Here is a 16,846-nt window from a genome sequence, read left to right on the forward strand (position 1 = left end):
GGATGCAGCTCACCGTCTGGACATACGAGGGACCGCCACACGTCGGGGCCATGCGTATCGCGACCGCTATGAAGGGCGTGCATTACGTTCTCCACGCTCCGCAGGGCGATACCTACGCGGATCTTCTTTTCACGATGATCGAACGCCGTGATCGTCGCCCGCCCGTGACCTACACGACGTTTCAGGCGCGCGATCTCGGGAGTGACACGGCCGAACTGTTCAAGACGGCGGCGCGGGAGGCCTATGAGCGCTTCCGCCCTGATGCGATGCTGGTCGGCGCCTCGTGCACGGCCGAACTGCTGCAGGATGATCCGGGCGGACTCGCGCTCGCGCTGGGCCTGCCAATTCCGGTCATCCCGCTCGAGCTGCCGGCCTATCAGAAGAAGGAGAATTGGGGCGCGGCAGAAACATTCTATCGCGTCGTAAGGGCATGCGCCGCGCAGCACGCGCAATCGCCCGCAGTGCAACGCCCCCGTCGTGCCGATGGTCTCAGGCCCCGCTGCAATCTGTTGGGACCAACAGCGCTCGGCTTCCGGCATCGCGACGATGTCGTCGAGGTGACAAAGCTGCTCGATGAGCTCGGCATAGATGTGCATGTGACAGCCCCGTTGGGCGCATCGCCTGCGGATCTGGCGAGGCTTGGGGACGCGGATTTCAACGTCGTCCTATACCCGGAAATCGCTTTGCCGGCAGCGAAATGGCTCGAGCGGACATTCAATCAACCTTACGTCAAAACCATACCGATCGGCGTGACGGCGACACGCGCTTTCATTGCCGAGGTGGCGAAGGTGAGCGGAGTTAGCCAGCCGATCGCCGAAACGGACTCCCGGCTGCCGTGGTATTCGCGGTCAGTCGATTCGACCTACCTGACCGGCAAGCGCGCCTTCATATTCGGCGATGCCTCGCACGCGCTTGCGGCCGCGCGCATTGCCTCCGAGGAGCTAGGCTTCAGCATCGTGGGTCTCGGAACCTACAGTCGCGAATTCGCGCGCGAGGTTCGGGAAGCCGCGGCGGGCTATGGGCTCGAGGCGCTTATCACCGACGACTATCTCGAGGTTGAGGCGCAGGTCACGGCGCTGCAGCCGGAAATCGTGCTCGGCACGCAGATGGAGCGTCACATCGCCAAGCGGCTCGGCATCCCGAGCGCTGTCATCTCTGCCCCGGTCCACGTGCAGGATTTCCCGGCCCGCTACTCCCCGCAGATGGGGTTTGAGGGTGCGAACGTCATCTTCGATAGCTGGGTCCATCCGCTGATGATGGGCCTCGAAGAGCATCTTCTCGGCATGTTCCGCGAAGATTTCGAGTTTCACGACGGCGCCGCGCCGTCCCACCTGGGTCACCACGATGCGGGGCCCGCCGAAGCGCCGCCGCCTGCGCCTGCTCCGATTTCGATCGGGTGGGCACCAGAAGCCGAAAAGGAGCTTGGAAAAATTCCGTTCTTCGTGCGCGGAAAGGCGCGCCGGAACACCGAACGATTTGCCGCCGAGAGCGGCGTCGCAACCATAACCCTCGAGACGCTGTACGATGCAAAAGCACATTTCAGCCGCTGAGCGCGTGCCGGTCCGCGTCGCCATCATCACGCTGGATAGTCACTTGGCAGGCGCGATCGAGCGGGCGCGCCCGGCGCTCGAGCGCGACATTCCAGGCTTCGAGATAACGCTTCATGCGGCAACGGATTGGGCACGCGACGCCGAAGCGCTCGCCCAGTGTCGCGCCGACATCGGACGTGCCGATTTCATCATCACCACCATGCTGTTCATGGAGGACCACATCAATCCCGTGCTCGCCGACCTTGCGGCGAGGCGTGACTCTTGTGATGCGATCCTGTGCGGCATGAGCGCCGGCGAGGTCATCCGCCTTACGCGTCTCGGCGGCTTCACCATGACAGGGTCCGACAAGGGCGTCTTGTCGCTTCTTAAGCGGCTACGCGGATCCAAGAAGGGCGCGACCTCGGGCGCCCAGCAGATGGCCGTTTTGCGCCGTATCCCGAAGATCCTGCGCTTTATCCCCGGCACTGCGCAGGACGTACGCGCTTATTTTATCGGGCTGCAATATTTGCTGTCGGGCTCTGAAGAGAACATCGACGCTCTCGTCAGATTCCTGATCGACCGTTACGCCGAAGGTCCTCGCCGCGCCCTCCGCGGTAAGCTGGAAGTGCCCCAGCCGGTCGAGTATCCCGACGTCGGCGTCTATCATCCCCGATTGGAGCGCCGCGTCGATACACGGGCGGATGTCCTTCCGTTGCCTGAAGGCCGAGTGATGGGCACGGTGGGCGTTCTCATCATGCGCTCCTACGTCGTGGCCAAAAACAGCGCTCATTACGATGGTGTGATCGCGGCGCTCGAAGCGCGCGGCTTGCGGTGCATCCCGGCATTCGCGACCGGTCTCGATGCGCGCCCCGCCATCGAGCAGTACTTCCTGAAAGACGGCCGGCCGACTGTGGATGCCGTCGTTTCTCTGACCGGGTTCTCGCTCGTCGGCGGTCCTGCATACAACGACGCGAAAGGTGCCGAAGAAATTCTCGCGCGCCTCGACGTGCCCTATGTCGCCGCGCACGCGCTGGAATTTGAATCCATCGAGCAATGGCAGGCATGCGAGCGCGGACTGATGCCCGTCGAAACGACGATGATGGTCGCCATTCCCGAGATCGACGGAGCGACAGGTCCGATTGTGTTCGGAGGGCGTTCGGAAATCGCCAAGAACCCGCGCGACATGCACGCCCACGGCGAGCGCGCTGCCATGCTCGCGGCGCGCGTGGAGAAACTGGTTGCGCTGCGGGCGAGCTCGCGGGCCGACCGCCGGATCGCGATCGTGCTCTTCAATTTCCCGCCGAACGCGGGAGCGACAGGTACGGCGGCCTTCCTGTCCGTCTACGAGTCTCTGTTCAATACGCTCACGGCGCTCAAGCAGGGCGGCTACACGGTAGACCTGCCGGACAGCGTTGAGGCTCTGCGCAACCGCATTCTCGACGGCAATTCATCGCGATACGGTGCAGCGGCCAACGTCGCCGCGCGCATAGCCGTGGACGATCATGTCAGGCGAGAGCGCTGGCTTGACGAAATCGAGGCCCAGTGGGGACCGGCACCCGGCAAGGTTCAAGCCGATGGGCGGTCGATCTTCGTGCTCGGCGCTCAATTTGGTAACGTCTTCGTCGGCATACAGCCGGGTTTCGGCTACGAAGGCGATCCCATGCGCCTGCTGTTCGAGAAGGGCTTTGCGCCGACGCACGCCTTCTCGGCGTTCTATCGCTGGCTGCGGGAAGATTTCGCCGCGCACGCCGTGCTGCACTTCGGCACGCACGGTGCGCTCGAATTCATGCCCGGCAAACAGTCGGGAATGTCAGCGGCATGCTGGCCGGACAGGCTGATTGGCGATCAGCCCAACTTCTACCTTTATGCGGCGAACAACCCCTCCGAAGGAACCATCGCCAAGCGGCGCGCCGCAGCCACGCTCATCAGCTATCTGACGCCGCCCGTCGGGCACGCCGGGCTCTACAAGGGTCTCCTCGAGCTCAAGTCTACGATGGAGCGCTGGCGCGGGCTTGCCCCGCACGAGGCGTCCGATCGCTCCGCACTGGTTTCCGCAATCCAGGCCCAGGCAGCAGAGCTCAACCTCGCCCCGGCAGAGCCGATTTGGAGCGATGGCGAATCCGAAGCCCACGTCGCTGCCTTGCAGGCCGCTGTTCTGGAACTTGAATACGAGCTCATTCCACAGGGCCTCCACATTGTCGGAGAGCCCCCTAGCGTCGCAGAGCGCTTGGAGCTTCTTGGGCTGCTCTCTGAGACCGAGCTCGGAGCGCGGCTCAACGATCACGCGCTCGAAGCTTTGATCAACGGCGAACCGGCGAAGCGCGTCCTTGCTTTGTCCGGGTTGGCCAAAACGAGCGAGACCGTGCAGTCCCTGGGTTCACTCGCGAACACGGCGCTGCTGCTCGCCGAAGACCACGAAGTCGCCGCGCTCGTGACAGCGCTCGACGGTCGTTTCGTCCGGCCGACGCCCGCGGGTGATCTTCTCAGAACACCGGCCATTCTGCCCACCGGACGCAACATTCATGGGTTCGATCCATTCCGCATGCCAAGCGCATTCGCCATGGAGGACGGCCAGCGCCAAAGCGGAAAGCTCCTCGCGCGACACCTGGATGAGACTGGCAAGCTGCCGGAATCGGTGGCGATCGTGCTTTGGGGAACGGACAACATAAAAAGCGAAGGCGGTCCGATCGCGCAGGCGCTGCATCTCTTGGGCGCACAACCGCGCTTTGATTGCTACGGACGATTGACCGGTGCCGCTCTTGTTCCGTTGGCTAAGCTGGGCCGTCCGCGCATCGACGTCGTCATGACGCTCTCGGGGATATTCCGGGATCTCCTCCCGCTGCAGTGCAAGCTTCTCGCCGAAGCGGCCCTGCTTGCTGCCGAGGCAGAAGAGCCCCTGGAAATGAATTACGTGAGAAAGCACGCGTTGGCGTTTCTCGAAGAGCACGGCGGCGACCTGGAAACGGCAGCGCTGCGTGTGTTCTCGAATGCAGAGGGTGCCTACGGCTCGAACGTCAACCAGGTTATCGACGGCGCCCGCTGGACCGAGGAAGACGAGCTCGCCGAAGTTTACACACGTCGCAAGTGCTTCGCATACGGGCGCGACGGGAAATCGCGCCAGAACTCGACGTTGCTCAACGCAATGCTGTCGAACGTCGATCTTGCCTATCAGAACCTGGAATCGGTTGAGCTCGGCGTCACGACGGTCGATCACTACTTCGACACGCTCGGCGGCATTAGCCGATCCATACGTCGTGCCCGCGGCACCGACATCCCGGTCTACATCGGCGATCAGACGCGCGGCGAAGGCAAGGTGCGCACGCTGGCCGAGCAGGTAGCCATCGAAACCCGGACGCGCGTTCTCAATCCCAAATGGTACGAGAGCATGCTTCGCCACGGATACGAAGGGGTGCGTCAGATCGAAGCCCACGTAACGAACACAGTCGGGTGGTCGGCGACCACTGGTCAAGTGGCGCCGTGGGTCTACCAGAGCCTCACGCAGACTTTCGTCATCGACGATGCGATGCGCCGGCGGCTGGCAGAGCTCAATCCGGTCGCCTCTGCAAAGTTTGCGAACCGGCTGCTCGAAGCCCACGAGCGCAACTACTGGACGCCGGATGCCGAAACGCTGGCAGCCCTTCGCAAGGCCGGAGAAGAACTTGAGGATCGCGTCGAGCGTGTCGGCGGCATGGAGGTTGCGGCATGACGGCGGGTGTACAGACCCTCTACAGAGCAGCGAACCTCCCGAACCGCCCCGACGGCGAGGGCAGCGTTCAGGTCGCGCTCGATCCGAACGTCGCGATCGGCAACGCGCGGGTGTTTTCGATCTACGGTAAAGGCGGAATTGGCAAGAGCACCGTCTCGTCGAACCTGTCGGCCGCGTTCTCCAAGATCGGCAAGCGGGTGCTGCAGATCGGCTGCGACCCGAAGCACGACTCGACGTTCACGCTCACGAAGCGGCTGGTCCCGACCGTGATAGACGTCCTCGAGTCGGTCAACTTCCACAGCGAGGAGTTGCGCGTCGAGGACTTCGTCTACGAAGGCTACAACGGCGTAATGTGCGTCGAGGCTGGCGGGCCGCCGGCCGGAACCGGATGTGGCGGCTACGTCGTTGGGCAGACGGTGAAGCTTCTCAAGGAGCATCATCTCCTTGAGGATACCGACGTGGTGATCTTCGACGTGCTGGGCGACGTTGTGTGTGGTGGTTTCGCCTCACCGCTTCAGCACGCCGACCGGGCGCTGATCGTAACGGCGAACGATTTCGACTCCATTTTTGCGATGAACCGCATCGTGGCCGCAATCCAGGCGAAGTCGCGGAACTACCAGGTTCGCCTCGCCGGCTGCATCGCCAACAGGTCGGACGCGACCGACCAAATAGACCGCTTCAGTGACGCGATCGGCCTACGCCGCCTCGCTCTCATTCCGAGCCTCGACGTGATCCGCCGCAGCCGTCTCAAAAAGTCGACACTGTTCGAAATGGAGGACAGCCCGGAGCTTCGTGCTGTTCAGGCCGAATACCTCCGGCTCGCCGAAACGCTGTGGGCCGGAGCGCCCGCTTTGTCTGCGCAACCGATGAAAGATCGCGAGATCTTCGATTTCCTGGGGTTCGACTGATGCCTACGCTCTCATATCTCGAACGGCGCGGTGAGCTTGAGACGTATTTCGACCGCACTGCCGTCGATGCCTGGAAGAAGCTGACGTCCGACGCTCCGCTCGGTCGCATCCGTAAGCTGGTGCGCGCGGGACGCGACGAGATGCGGGCCGCGATCCTCTCATGGCTACCACAGGATCTCAGCGGGTTGCGGATTCTCGATGCCGGCTGCGGCACAGGCGCGCTTGCGATCGAAATGGCGAAACGGGGCGCGGATGTCGTTGCCGTAGACCTCTCCTTGAGTCTCATCGAACTCGCACGCGAAAGATCGCTAGAAGCGTCGCCCGGCCGCGTGACGTTCGAGGTTGGCGACATGCTTCACCCCGGCTTCGGCCGTTTCGACCATGTCGTTTGCATGGATTCGCTGATCCATTATGCATCGAACGACATGGTCGAATCCTTGACGCGCCTAGCCGCACGGGCCGACCGCAGCCTCGTCTTCACCTACGCGCCACGTACGCCGATGCTGGCCGTCAAGCACGCGATCGGCCGCGCGTTTCCCCGCAGCGACCGCGCGCCTGCGATCGAGCCGGTTTCGTCTGGGAAGATTGAAGCGCTGATCGAGAAGGAGCCGCGGCTTTCGTTCGTCGAGGCGCGGCGCACGCGCCGGGTTCAGAACATGTTCTACATCTCGCAGGCATTGGAGTTGGCCAGGGTATGAAGCGTCTGAATGCGAGATTGGCGCGAGGCTGGGCACTTCTGGACCCACGCTTCCTGCCGTTCGCGGACGCCGCGACGGAGGAGTTGCCGCTAGGCCGGCTTCTTCGCCTCTCGCTGTTCCAGGTAGCCGTGGGCGCGGTTCTGGTTCTGCTCAACGGCACGCTCAATCGCGTGATGATCATCGAGCTTGGAATGCCGAGCGCACTCGTGGCCTTCATGATCGCGCTCCCGTTGGTATTTGCCCCCTTCCGCGCGTTGATCGGCTTTAGATCCGACCACCACAGATCCGTTCTCGGTTGGCGGCGCGCGCCGTACATCTGGTTTGGAAGCCTGCTCCAGTTCGGCGGCCTCGCTATCATGCCGTTCGCATTGATTGTCTTGTCGGGAGACGCGAATGGACCGGTTTGGATCGGTTATGCCGCATCGGCGCTGGCGTTCCTCCTCGTAGGTGCTGGACTGCATACCGCTCAGACTGCAGGGCTTGCGTTGGCCGCCGACCTCGCACCTGAGCGTGCCCGCCCGCGCGTCGTGGCGTTTCTCTATGTAATGTTGCTGTTCGGAATGGTCGCAAGCTCGATGACGTTCGGCGCGATCCTCAGCAATTTCTCTCAGGTAAAGCTCATCCAGCTCATTCAGGGTGTGGCAGTGCTCACGATGGCTCTCAACGTGACCGCCCTCTGGAAGCAGGAAATGCGTGATCCGTCGCGGACGGCGAGTGCCGCAGAGCGGCCTGTCTTCAGGGAATCTTGGCACGCGTTCCGTACCGGCGGCCGGTCCGCTCGCGTGTTGGTGGCAGTGGGTCTAGGCAGCGCCGGCTTCAGTATGCAGGACATTCTGCTGGAGCCGTACGGAGGCGAGGTCCTGATGCTGGGCGTAGGTGCCACGACTGCGCTTACAGCTCTGCTTGCCGCCGGAACGCTGGCCGCCTTCGCAATCGCTGCAAAGTCCCTAGAGTCCGGCATGGATCCCTATCGGCTGGCGGGATACGGAGCGCTCGTCGGCATCATCGCCTTCTCCGCAGTTATCTTCGCTGCGCCCTTCGATTCCGCTGCGCTGTTCCGGATCGGCACCGTGCTGATCGGTTTTGGCGGCGGCCTCTTCGCCGTCGGCACGCTCACCGCTGCCATGACTCTGGCTGAGGAAGGCCATAGCGGCCTCGCGCTCGGCGCATGGGGAGCGGTGCAGGCTACCGCTTCCGGCGTCGCGATCGCCTTGGGTGGCGGCATCCGGGACGTGATGTCGGGACTTGCGGTCAGCGGCAAGCTGGGCCCCGCCCTGGTCGGCCCCGCCGTCGGCTACGGCTTCGTCTACTACATCGAAATCATGCTGCTGCTCGTCACGTTGGCCGCGGTCGGACCGCTCGTGCGGCCTCGCAGCGAGCAGCGCGGCCATTCTACGAGTTTCGGACTATCTGAGTTTCCCGGGTAAACCCAATCGCTAGGTGGAGAAAATGGAAAAGGGTGCCATCACGCAATACATCGACGTCGCCCAGGTCGTGCTCTACTTCTTCTGGGCATTTTTCTTGGGGCTGATCTGGTACCTGCGCCGAGAGGACAAGCGCGAGGGGTATCCCCTTGCATACGAGCGGATCGACACCGCGCCGTATCTGAACTTCCCCGCCATCCCGTCACCGAAGACGTTCTTCCTCGCGCATGGTGGATCGGTCGAGGCGCCACGCGCATCCGACCCGCAGATAGACTACCGCGCGGAGCCTGTGGCCCCCTTCATCGGGGCGCCGCTCGAACCCGTCGGAGATGCGATGCTTTCCGGGGCGGGGCCCGGCGCCTATGCGCTGCGCGCCGACACGCCGGATCTGACGCTCGAGGGTCTGCCGAAGATCGTTCCGCTCCGTATCGCATCGGGCGAGAAACTCGTGACCCACGCGACGCAGGGCACCGAAACCGCGCCCGAGCCACCGAACTCCGGACATTACAAGCATTATACCTTGAGCCCGAGAGACCCCGATCCGCGCGGAATGACTGTGATAGGCGCGGATGGCCGGGCGGCTGGCACCGTTCAGGACGTATGGATCGACGTTTCGGAAGTTCTGATCCGCTATCTCGAAGTCGCGGTCACAGGTACCAATACGACGGTCCTTCTGCCGATGACGTTCTCTTCGATCGATGGCCGCCGCCGCCGGGTGAACGTCGATGCGATCCTCGCCTCGCAGTTCGCACAGGTCCCGAAGATCAAGACCGCGAACCAGGTCACCTTCCTCGAGGAGGAGCAGATCTGCGCCTACTACGGTGCGGGCACGCTTTACGCAACGCTGCAGCGTCGGGAGTCCTTGCTGTGAGAGAATTCGATAGCGAGCCCGTTCCTGGATTACCCGAGCACCTGCCGGAGGGAGAGCGTATCCTCTGGCAGGGGCGGCCGGAATGGGTCGCACTGGCGCGGCGCGCTTTCCATGTGAGCGGTGTCGCGATCTACTTCGTTGTTCTGGCGGTCGTGCTTGCGTGGCACGAGCTGTCGGCCAGCGGCACCACCCGCGATGCCGTGCAAGCTGCCGCCGGTGTTGTTCCGGGCGCGTTGGTGGCGCTCGCGCTTCTCGCCGCTCTTGCAGCCCTCACGACCCGATCGGCGCTCTACACGATCACCACCCGCCGTGTCGTCATGCGGTTCGGCATCGCGCTCCCGATCGTGCTCAACATTCCCTTCAAGCAAATCAAGTCCGCCGATCTCAGAGTGTATTCCGACGGCACCGGCGACATTCCGCTCGTCGTCAGCGCGCCAAAGCGCCAGTCGATGGTTGTCCTGTGGCCCCACGTACGGCCGTGGCGGGCCCGTGATCCCCAACCGATGCTGAGATGTATTCCCGACGCGTCTCGTGTCGCCGAGATTCTAGCTGCGGCGCTCCGCGTGGAGTTCCCGGACGCATTCGCCGTTCCTGTCCGCGTCGAGACGCCCGCGCCGGGTGGCGCGCCCGTGGCGCACGGACAAGCGGCAGCGTGAGGTCACCATGACAGATCATGTCGCAAATCGCTTCCCGACGCTCCCGCTCACCGGAGCAGGCGCCTTGATCTTCGTAGCACTCTGTGCCGTGGCCTTCGCGCAATTCTTCGATGTCGGCACAACGCGGCTGAGCGAGGATACACCGCTCGAGCAGCGAGAGCTTCGCTTCATGGACCGCGCCGACGGCGCCGTTGCCGTCCACGCCGCCGGAAATGGCGAGCTGATCGCGCTGATGGAGCCGGGTTCCAACGGCTTCATTCGGATCGTCATGCGCGGACTGGCGCGAGAACGGCAGTCCAAAGGCTTCGGCGAAGAACTGCCCTTCATGCTGACAAGGTGGTCGGATGGCCGCCTCACGATTTCCGACCCCACGACAGGCCGTAAGATCATGCTGACCGGGTTCGGGAAGGACAACGTCAATGCATTCGCAAAACTGCTTCTGGCTGGGAGTGAGGCGAAATGATTGCAGAACTGATTGCACCACGAGAACGGTTCGACGTGCTGTGCACGGTCGAAATCGAGAACACTTTTGAGAGCCTCCACGCTCACGTGGATCTCGATGGCAAGATCGCGATCGAGGTCGGTGACGAGGTTCTTGTGCATGGCGACGAGGTAACGGTGCCGTACGGCGAGAAGCTCGTGCTTCGCCGCCTCGCAACCGTCACGCGCGCCAACTGGCTCGATAAGGCCTGGACGCGCCTGCTCGCGCGTCTCGAGTTTACCGAGCTTTATGAAGTGAGCTTCTCGTCTGGGAGGAAGCTATGACCATTGAAACCATCGGCCGCCCGAATGACACCACCCTCGAGGCGCAGAAAAATACCATTCTAAGTCCGCGCTTCTATACAACCGACTTCGATGAGCTGGATGCCATGCAGGTCGACAGTGTTCGCGGCGAATGGGATTTGCTGCTGGCAGAGATGCGAGCCGATCCCAACAAGGGCCATTTCCGCCGCAACGCTGACTGGGACAAGATCGACCTCGAAAGTCTGCCATTGGGCTTGCAGAAGGAATTCCTCGACTTCCTCGTAAGCTCGCTGACGGCAGAATTCTCCGGGTGCGTGCTCTATGCGGAGATGAAAAAGCGCGGCAAGAACCCGGACATCGTCGAACTGTTCAAGTTCATGAGCCGGGACGAAGCGCGTCACGCCGGTTTCATCAACGATGCCTTGCGCGATTTCGGCATCGGGATAGACCTCGGTTTCCTCACCAAGACCAAGAAGTACACGTTCTTCCGCCCCAAGTTCATCTTCTATGCGACGTACCTATCCGAGAAGATCGGCTACGCGCGCTACATCACGATCTTCCGGCACCTGGAGCGGAATCCGGACCGCCGCTTCCACCCAATTTTCAAGTGGTTCGAGAAGTGGTGCAACGACGAGTTCCGGCACGGCGAAGCCTTCGCGCTGCTCATGCGCGCGAACCCGCAGTTCTTGTCCGGGATCAACAAGCTCTGGGTCCGCTTCTTTCTGCTCGCGGTCTACGCGACGATGTACGTCCGCGATCACGCGCGCCCCGAGTTCCACAAGGCGATCGGTATCGACCCGACGGACTACGACTACCGCGTTTTCTCGATCACGAACGAGATCTCGCGGCAGTGCTTCCCGGTCGTTATCGACATCGACAATCCGACATTCCGCCAAGGCTTGGACCGGCTCCACCGGATCAACGCCAGCATCGCGGAAATTGCGGATGCGACGGACGTAAAAAGCAGGGTGAAACGCGCGTGGCTCTCGGCGCGAGCCGCGGCCGTGTTTGGCCGGCTCTTCCTGCTGCGCCCGCTCGACAACACGCTGCCGGCTTCCAGTCACCTGTCACCGATCTGGTAGGAGTTCGCGTTGGATTTCGCCGCCGCCATCGCTCTCGTCGTGTTCGCCTGGTGGATCAGCACGGGCGCGGTTCTCTATCTCGTGGGAATGCCGCGCCTGACTTACCCGCTGACGATGGGCGCGATCACGCTTGCGCTAGCGATGGCGTTTTTTGGCCTGTGGGCGATCGGAGACATGCAGACGCCGGCCGCCGCGTATGGCGGATTCCTCTGCGGGCTGGTGATTTGGGCCTGGAACGAGTTGAGCTTTCTCACGGGCCTCGTGACCGGTCCGCGGACAAGCGAATGCCCGGTTGGCGCGAAAGGATGGGCGCGGTTCTCGGCGGCTGCCCAGACCGTCATCTACCATGAGCTTGCCATCGCCGCGTCTGTGCTGGTCGCCTGGCTCTTGACCTCCGGCATGCCCAACCAGGTCGGGCTGTACACGCTGTTGATTTTGTGGATCGCCCGCCTCAGCGCAAAGCTGAACGTCTATCTCGGCGTCGCGAACCTGACAGAAGAGTTTCTGCCGCCGCATCTGCGGTATCTGCCGAGCTATTTCCGCAAGCGCTCAATGAACTTCCTGATCCCGGTCTCGATCACGGTCGCGACCGCGACGACGGCGGTCCTGGCGCTGATGGCGTTCGAGCCCGGCGCAGACCCGTTTCAAGTCGCCGCATTCACGATGCTGGCCGCGCTGATGGCGCTGGTCGTCGTCGAGCACTGGTTTCTCGTGCTGCCGATGTCGCCGGCGGCAATGTGGAGCTGGGGCCTGGCGTCGCGAAGCGAAGACGATGGGTCGCCGGCAGTAGCAACGAAATTTGCAGAACCTGCCCCGATCGCGCGTCGCGCACCCGCTTTGCGGCAGAAACTCGGAATCAAGACGTCATGACGTCGGGAGGGAAAGATGACCTACAATAATATCTTCGAGCGGCATCTGGATCAGCTCCATCAGGAAGGGCGCTACCGCGTGTTCGCCGACCTGAAGAGGCGTCAGGGCAGCTTTCCCGTTGCCGATCATTATTCCCAGTCGGGACGTCGCGAGATTACCGTGTGGTGCTCAAACGACTACTTGGGCATGGGCCAGCACCCAAAGGTCGTAGCGGCAATGCACGAGGCGATCGACACGGTCGGCGCCGGATCAGGCGGGACCCGCAATATCTCGGGCACGACCCACTATCACGTCGAGCTCGAGCAGGAAATTGCCGATCTGCATGGCAAGGAGGCAGCGCTCCTGTTCACGTCGGCCTACGTTGCCAATGACGCGACGCTCTCCACGCTCGTCAAGCTCATTCCTGGCACGGTCATTTTCTCCGACGAGAAGAATCACGCGTCAATGATCGCCGGCATTCAGCATGGTGGCGGCGCGAAGGTCATCTTCCGCCACAACGATCTCGCAGACCTCGAAGCAAAGCTTCGCAAGTACCCCAAGGGCACCCCGAAGATCATCGCCTTCGAGAGCGTCTATTCTATGGACGGCCACATCGCGCCCCTCGGATCCATTGCAGACTTGGCCGAGAAGTACGGCGCAATGACCTATCTCGACGAGGTGCATGCCGTCGGCATGTACGGCCCACGCGGCGGCGGCATTGCGGAGCGCGATGGCGTCATGGACCGCATCGATATCGTCAACGGCACGCTTGCCAAAGGCTTCGGTGTGATGGGCGGCTACATCGCCGCAAGCGCCGCCTGCTGCGATGCAATTCGCTCGTTCTCTTCCGGATTCATCTTCACGACGTCGCTCGCTCCGGCAATTGCCGCCGGTGCCCTGGCCAGCATTCGCCATCTGAAGTCGAGCACGGTCGAGAGAACGTCTCATCAGGAGCGGGCCCGGCGCCTCAAATCGATGCTCAAGGCGCGGCGCTTGCCTGTTATCGACAACCCGAGCCACATCGTCCCGGTTATGGTCGGCGACCCAACTCACTGCAAGGCCGTGACGGACGTCCTGCTGCGGGAGTACGGCGTCTACGTCCAGCCGATCAATTATCCCACAGTCCCCCGGGGAACTGAGCGGATGCGCTTCACGCCGTCGCCCGTTCACAGCAACGTGCAGATGGATCAGCTCGTTGACGCGCTCGAGACGCTCTGGATGGCGTGCCCGGTGGCCAATGGCACGTACGTCCGTCTCGCCGCCGAATAAGGAACGGCCTGCAGCACCATTGTTTACTCAAGCGGGTATTGGGGGCGCAGTCCCGCATTCGCGCGCCCCGCTTGCACTGCCGTCAAGCGCCAAGAGCGCCGGCCACGAGAACACCGATCTCGCTCAGCGTCCCTCATGCACATCCCTCATACAGTCATAAAAACGGCGGCGACCGGAATGCGGGCGCCGCCGAGTTGGATGCACGTTCAGGGGAATTTCGATGAACCGCCGGAGTCTGTGGCCGGGCGTCTCACCGAGTTGCTACCGGAGCGATGAAGAGCTGATCGCTCCGGTTGCGGGTGTGAGCCGTAGATGCCTCCGCACCTGGGCTTAAGGCGTATAGGTCGTGGGTCCGAGGCCGTGCTTCAGGCCCCAGTCGTACCAGTTGTCGACCACGGTTCCGGTGAGCAGGATGCCGATGCCGCCGGTGAGCGGGCAGAGCACCGCGAACCACCAGGCCCAGCGATGGATCGACTCCGCCGTCGCGTTGAAGCCCATCGTCCACCTCCAGAACAGCGCGCCGCGCTCGAACGCAGTGCCACGATCCGTGATCTGCTCGAGCTCGCGATCGCCGCCGTACCTGCTTATGGCGAGCACGGTTGCACCATGCATCGCAAATAGAAGGGCCGACCCGTAAAGGAAGGCGATCGAGAGCATGTGGAACGGATTATAGAAGAGGTTGCCGTAGTCGAGTGAGAGCTGGTTCGTCCAATCCAGGTGCCGGAAAATTCCGAACGGAACTGCATGATGCCAGCTTCCCATCAGGATCGGGCGAATGAAACCGAGCACGAGATAAAGCCAGATGGCCGCCGCGAAAGCCCAGGCGACGTGAGTGCCCATCTTGAGGTCGCGCGCTCGTTTGTACATCCGCACCCACCACAGCAGGATCGATGTCGTGAGGAAGAAGCCCGCCATGAGCCACCAGCCGCCTTCCTTCATCGGCGGCAGGATCGTAAGGCCGTGCTTGGCAAGTGGCGGTTCGAGCGACAGCCAGAAAAGCCTGCGCATGAACTCGATCGGGCTCCAGTTCACGGACGCCAGCATGTTGAGGCCGATGATTTCGATCGCAATCACGCCGCACACGATCGACAGGAAGCCGGTCGTGCCGAGGTGAATGGGGCCGACCTGCGCATCGCCGATCTTACCCAGCCAATAGGAAAAGAAGGGCTGGCCTTGGCGTGGCCAGAGTCCCATGCGTGCGGGCACGCCGAACTCCACGGGACCTCTGACCTGTACCTGATGGAAGATGTTCTGATATTGGGTCATTTGTCGTTCCTCGCATCAAGACCAGATCGGAATTTTGAGCCACCAGTCCCACCAGTTGACCCAGGCATCGCCTTCAGCCCAGAGCGGGCCGCTAATGATGATGCACACGGCGCTGAAGAACACTGCGGACAGTGCAAGGAAGAGCCCAAGCCGATGGATGCCGACAGTGCCGATGGAATAGCCGATGGTATCCCGGAAGAACGTGTTCTCATGGTCGGGCGTCTTCACGGGCTCGTTTTCAATTCCGTGGCGGCCGGGATTGACGGCCGACAGGATGACGCTTCCGTGCAGCGCCAGCGCCAGGCACGTCGTGAAGAAGAACGTGATGGCGATCATGTGCGCGGGATTGTAGTGGAAGTTTCCGTAGGTGTAGCCCGTGTTAGACACCCAATCGAGATGACTGATGATGCCGTACGGGAAACCATGAGACCACGATCCCATGAGAACCGGGCGGAATACCACGAGCGTCACGTAGGCCAATATGGCGAACGAGAAAGCGATCGGGACGTGATACCCGATGCCGAGCTTCCTGCAGATCTCAACCTCTCTCAACGCCCACGAAACGAATGCGCCGATCGCGCACACGGTGACGATCTGCCAGATTCCACCCTGCTTGAGCGGGGCGAAAGACAAGCCGAACTCTGGCGGCGGTGGATTGACGCTGATGCGCCAGATGCTCCACGTCGGTCCAAGCGATGCCTCGAAGAGGATCATGGCCACGCCGACCATCGTGAACAGTATTGTCGTAACCCCGAAAAAGCCGACGTAGAACGGTCCCACCCAGAAATCGAACAGATCTCCGCCGATGAGAGTGCCACCACGGACGCGGTATTTTCTCTCAAAGCTTAACATTGCCATCGGTGGTCCTCCCCGATTGCGTTAGGCGCTATGCCAATCTTCCAAGCCGGTTGAGTTACGGACGGGCCCCGCACGATGGGTCAAGGCCACCGGAAGGGCCGCGTCCGTGGCGCTAGCCGGCGTTAAACCGGCTTCACCGGAAGCTCGATTGCGGCCTTCGGTGCGGGTGCCGCGCCGGGGCCATCGAGCCAGTTGAACCTGTTCGTGCTGAGCAAGATGAAGTGAATGATCAATGCCAGCGCGAACAGAAACGTGAAGAGTGCGACCAGCGTACGCCGCGGATCGAACAGAAGCCAAAGTCGCCACATGTCCATTTCCTCCTATGTGGCTAGCGTGGTGATCAGAGTAGCCACGTTCGTCAGGCCGTCCGTCAGAGACGAGTAGCCTCCGGGTCCGGGCAGCCAAGGGCGCCACATCCAGACGAGGATGTGAGCAATGATCGCGACGATCGTGAACAGGATGAAGCTCGTCATGAATATCGAGTGGAATTCCTTCGCTTCCTGTTCAGTCAAACCGGATAAAGATCCGGCCCGCCTGTCATCTACTGCCATTCTCAGTTCTCCCTTCGAGTTCCTCCTAGTCGTTACCGCGCACGTCCGCGCGGCTGGAGTGACCGCCTGGGTTTCAGGCGGCCCTTTCGTCCGGAGAACGTCTCCGGATGAAATGCTCGCCTAGCCCTTGAAGGCGTAGGCCGTGCAGGTTCCCGCTGCTCCCCAGGCTTGTTGCAGGAGCGAGAGCGGGGGTCCCATGTCGCGCGTTGACGTTCGCCAACTCGGCGGCAAAAGACGTTCTATGAATCCGGCCAGCAGGAAGACGATTAAACAAACGCCGAATATGAGGCGGTACTCAAGGCTCTCGCGAGAAACGTGGCGCGCGTGAGTCGTGGCTTCTCTCAACAACGTGTCTGCCATTGCGACCTCCCAGTAGAACCATGTGAGCCGACGGAACACGGATGCTTCGGCGCCTGTGCCTTGGATGGAGAAGGC

At 62.2% G+C, this 16,846-nt stretch carries 16 protein-coding genes; 12 read left to right on the forward strand and 4 right to left on the reverse strand.

Translation table 11 applies throughout. The features are described from left to right. Window positions 1-2 precede the first annotated feature (2 nt). Genes bchB through hemA form a run of 12 tightly spaced genes read left to right on the forward strand, consistent with a single transcriptional unit; the run spans window position 3 to window position 13,736 of the window. The gene (gene bchB, locus F812_RS0111170) at window positions 3-1,550 is read left to right on the forward strand and encodes a ferredoxin:protochlorophyllide reductase (ATP-dependent) subunit B (RefSeq protein WP_020086066.1); all 1,548 of its coding nucleotides are present in this window, start codon (window positions 3-5) and stop codon (window positions 1,548-1,550) included. Then, entirely contained in the window at window positions 1,525-5,235 is a 3,711-nt protein-coding gene (locus F812_RS0111175) for a magnesium chelatase subunit H (protein WP_020086067.1), read from the forward strand. The genes bchB and F812_RS0111175 overlap by 26 nt, the downstream gene beginning before the upstream one ends. After that, window positions 5,232-6,143 carry a ferredoxin:protochlorophyllide reductase (ATP-dependent) iron-sulfur ATP-binding protein gene (gene bchL / locus F812_RS0111180; protein WP_020086068.1) on the forward strand — a complete coding sequence of 304 codons (912 nt, stop codon included), beginning with the start codon at window positions 5,232-5,234 and terminating at the stop codon, window positions 6,141-6,143. The genes F812_RS0111175 and bchL overlap by 4 nt, the downstream gene beginning before the upstream one ends. Next, window positions 6,143-6,841 carry a magnesium protoporphyrin IX methyltransferase gene (gene bchM / locus F812_RS0111185; protein WP_020086069.1) on the forward strand — a complete coding sequence of 233 codons (699 nt, stop codon included), beginning with the start codon at window positions 6,143-6,145 and terminating at the stop codon, window positions 6,839-6,841. Before bchL ends, bchM begins: the two co-directional genes overlap by 1 nt. Next, window positions 6,838-8,268 carry an MFS transporter gene (locus F812_RS0111190; protein ID WP_020086070.1) on the forward strand — a complete coding sequence of 477 codons (1,431 nt, stop codon included), beginning with the start codon at window positions 6,838-6,840 and terminating at the stop codon, window positions 8,266-8,268. Before bchM ends, F812_RS0111190 begins: the two co-directional genes overlap by 4 nt. Window positions 8,269-8,290: 22 nt before the next feature. After that, complete coding sequence (locus F812_RS0111195) at window positions 8,291-9,136, forward strand: PRC-barrel domain-containing protein (RefSeq protein ID WP_020086071.1); 846 nt, start codon at window positions 8,291-8,293, stop codon at window positions 9,134-9,136. Next, window positions 9,133-9,792 carry a photosynthetic complex putative assembly protein PuhB gene (gene puhB / locus F812_RS0111200; RefSeq protein ID WP_020086072.1) on the forward strand — a complete coding sequence of 220 codons (660 nt, stop codon included), beginning with the start codon at window positions 9,133-9,135 and terminating at the stop codon, window positions 9,790-9,792. Before F812_RS0111195 ends, puhB begins: the two co-directional genes overlap by 4 nt. Window positions 9,793-9,799: 7 nt before the next feature. Beyond that, a complete protein-coding gene (gene puhC / locus F812_RS0111205) occupies window positions 9,800-10,255 on the forward strand; it encodes a photosynthetic complex assembly protein PuhC (protein WP_026868050.1) in 456 nt (151 codons plus the stop codon). After that, the gene (locus tag F812_RS0111210) at window positions 10,252-10,557 is read left to right on the forward strand and encodes a hypothetical protein (protein ID WP_051113812.1); all 306 of its coding nucleotides are present in this window, start codon (window positions 10,252-10,254) and stop codon (window positions 10,555-10,557) included. Before puhC ends, F812_RS0111210 begins: the two co-directional genes overlap by 4 nt. Continuing rightward, window positions 10,554-11,618 carry a magnesium-protoporphyrin IX monomethyl ester (oxidative) cyclase gene (gene acsF / locus F812_RS0111215; protein WP_020086075.1) on the forward strand — a complete coding sequence of 355 codons (1,065 nt, stop codon included), beginning with the start codon at window positions 10,554-10,556 and terminating at the stop codon, window positions 11,616-11,618. Before F812_RS0111210 ends, acsF begins: the two co-directional genes overlap by 4 nt. A 9-nt stretch (window positions 11,619-11,627) precedes the next feature. Next, complete coding sequence (gene puhE / locus F812_RS23560; RefSeq protein WP_020086076.1) at window positions 11,628-12,488, forward strand: putative photosynthetic complex assembly protein PuhE; 861 nt, start codon at window positions 11,628-11,630, stop codon at window positions 12,486-12,488. A gap of 15 nt (window positions 12,489-12,503) precedes the next feature. Continuing rightward, window positions 12,504-13,736 carry a 5-aminolevulinate synthase gene (gene hemA, locus F812_RS0111225; protein WP_020086077.1) on the forward strand — a complete coding sequence of 411 codons (1,233 nt, stop codon included), beginning with the start codon at window positions 12,504-12,506 and terminating at the stop codon, window positions 13,734-13,736. A gap of 330 nt (window positions 13,737-14,066) precedes the next feature. On the opposite strand, the gene pufM is transcribed toward hemA, so the two are convergent. The 4 genes from pufM to pufB form a co-directional block, all read right to left on the reverse strand. Continuing rightward, a complete protein-coding gene (pufM, locus tag F812_RS0111230; protein WP_020086078.1) occupies window positions 14,067-15,002 on the reverse strand; it encodes a photosynthetic reaction center subunit M in 936 nt (311 codons plus the stop codon). Window positions 15,003-15,017: 15 nt separating this feature from the next. Beyond that, complete coding sequence (gene pufL / locus F812_RS0111235; RefSeq protein WP_020086079.1) at window positions 15,018-15,860, reverse strand: photosynthetic reaction center subunit L; 843 nt, start codon at window positions 15,858-15,860, stop codon at window positions 15,018-15,020. A 122-nt stretch (window positions 15,861-15,982) separates the two neighbouring features. Further along, window positions 15,983-16,168 (reverse strand): light-harvesting antenna LH1, alpha subunit, encoded by a 186-nt coding sequence (gene pufA / locus F812_RS0111240; protein ID WP_026868052.1) that lies wholly within the window; start codon window positions 16,166-16,168, stop codon window positions 15,983-15,985. Between the two features lie 12 nt (window positions 16,169-16,180). Next, entirely contained in the window at window positions 16,181-16,411 is a 231-nt protein-coding gene (gene pufB / locus F812_RS0111245; RefSeq protein WP_020086081.1) for a light-harvesting antenna LH1, beta subunit, read from the reverse strand. Window positions 16,412-16,846: the final 435 nt, after the last annotated feature.

Origin of the sequence: Hyphomicrobium zavarzinii ATCC 27496 (genome assembly GCF_000383415.1) — a bacterium.
GTDB lineage: Bacteria > Pseudomonadota > Alphaproteobacteria > Rhizobiales > Hyphomicrobiaceae > Hyphomicrobium_C > Hyphomicrobium_C zavarzinii.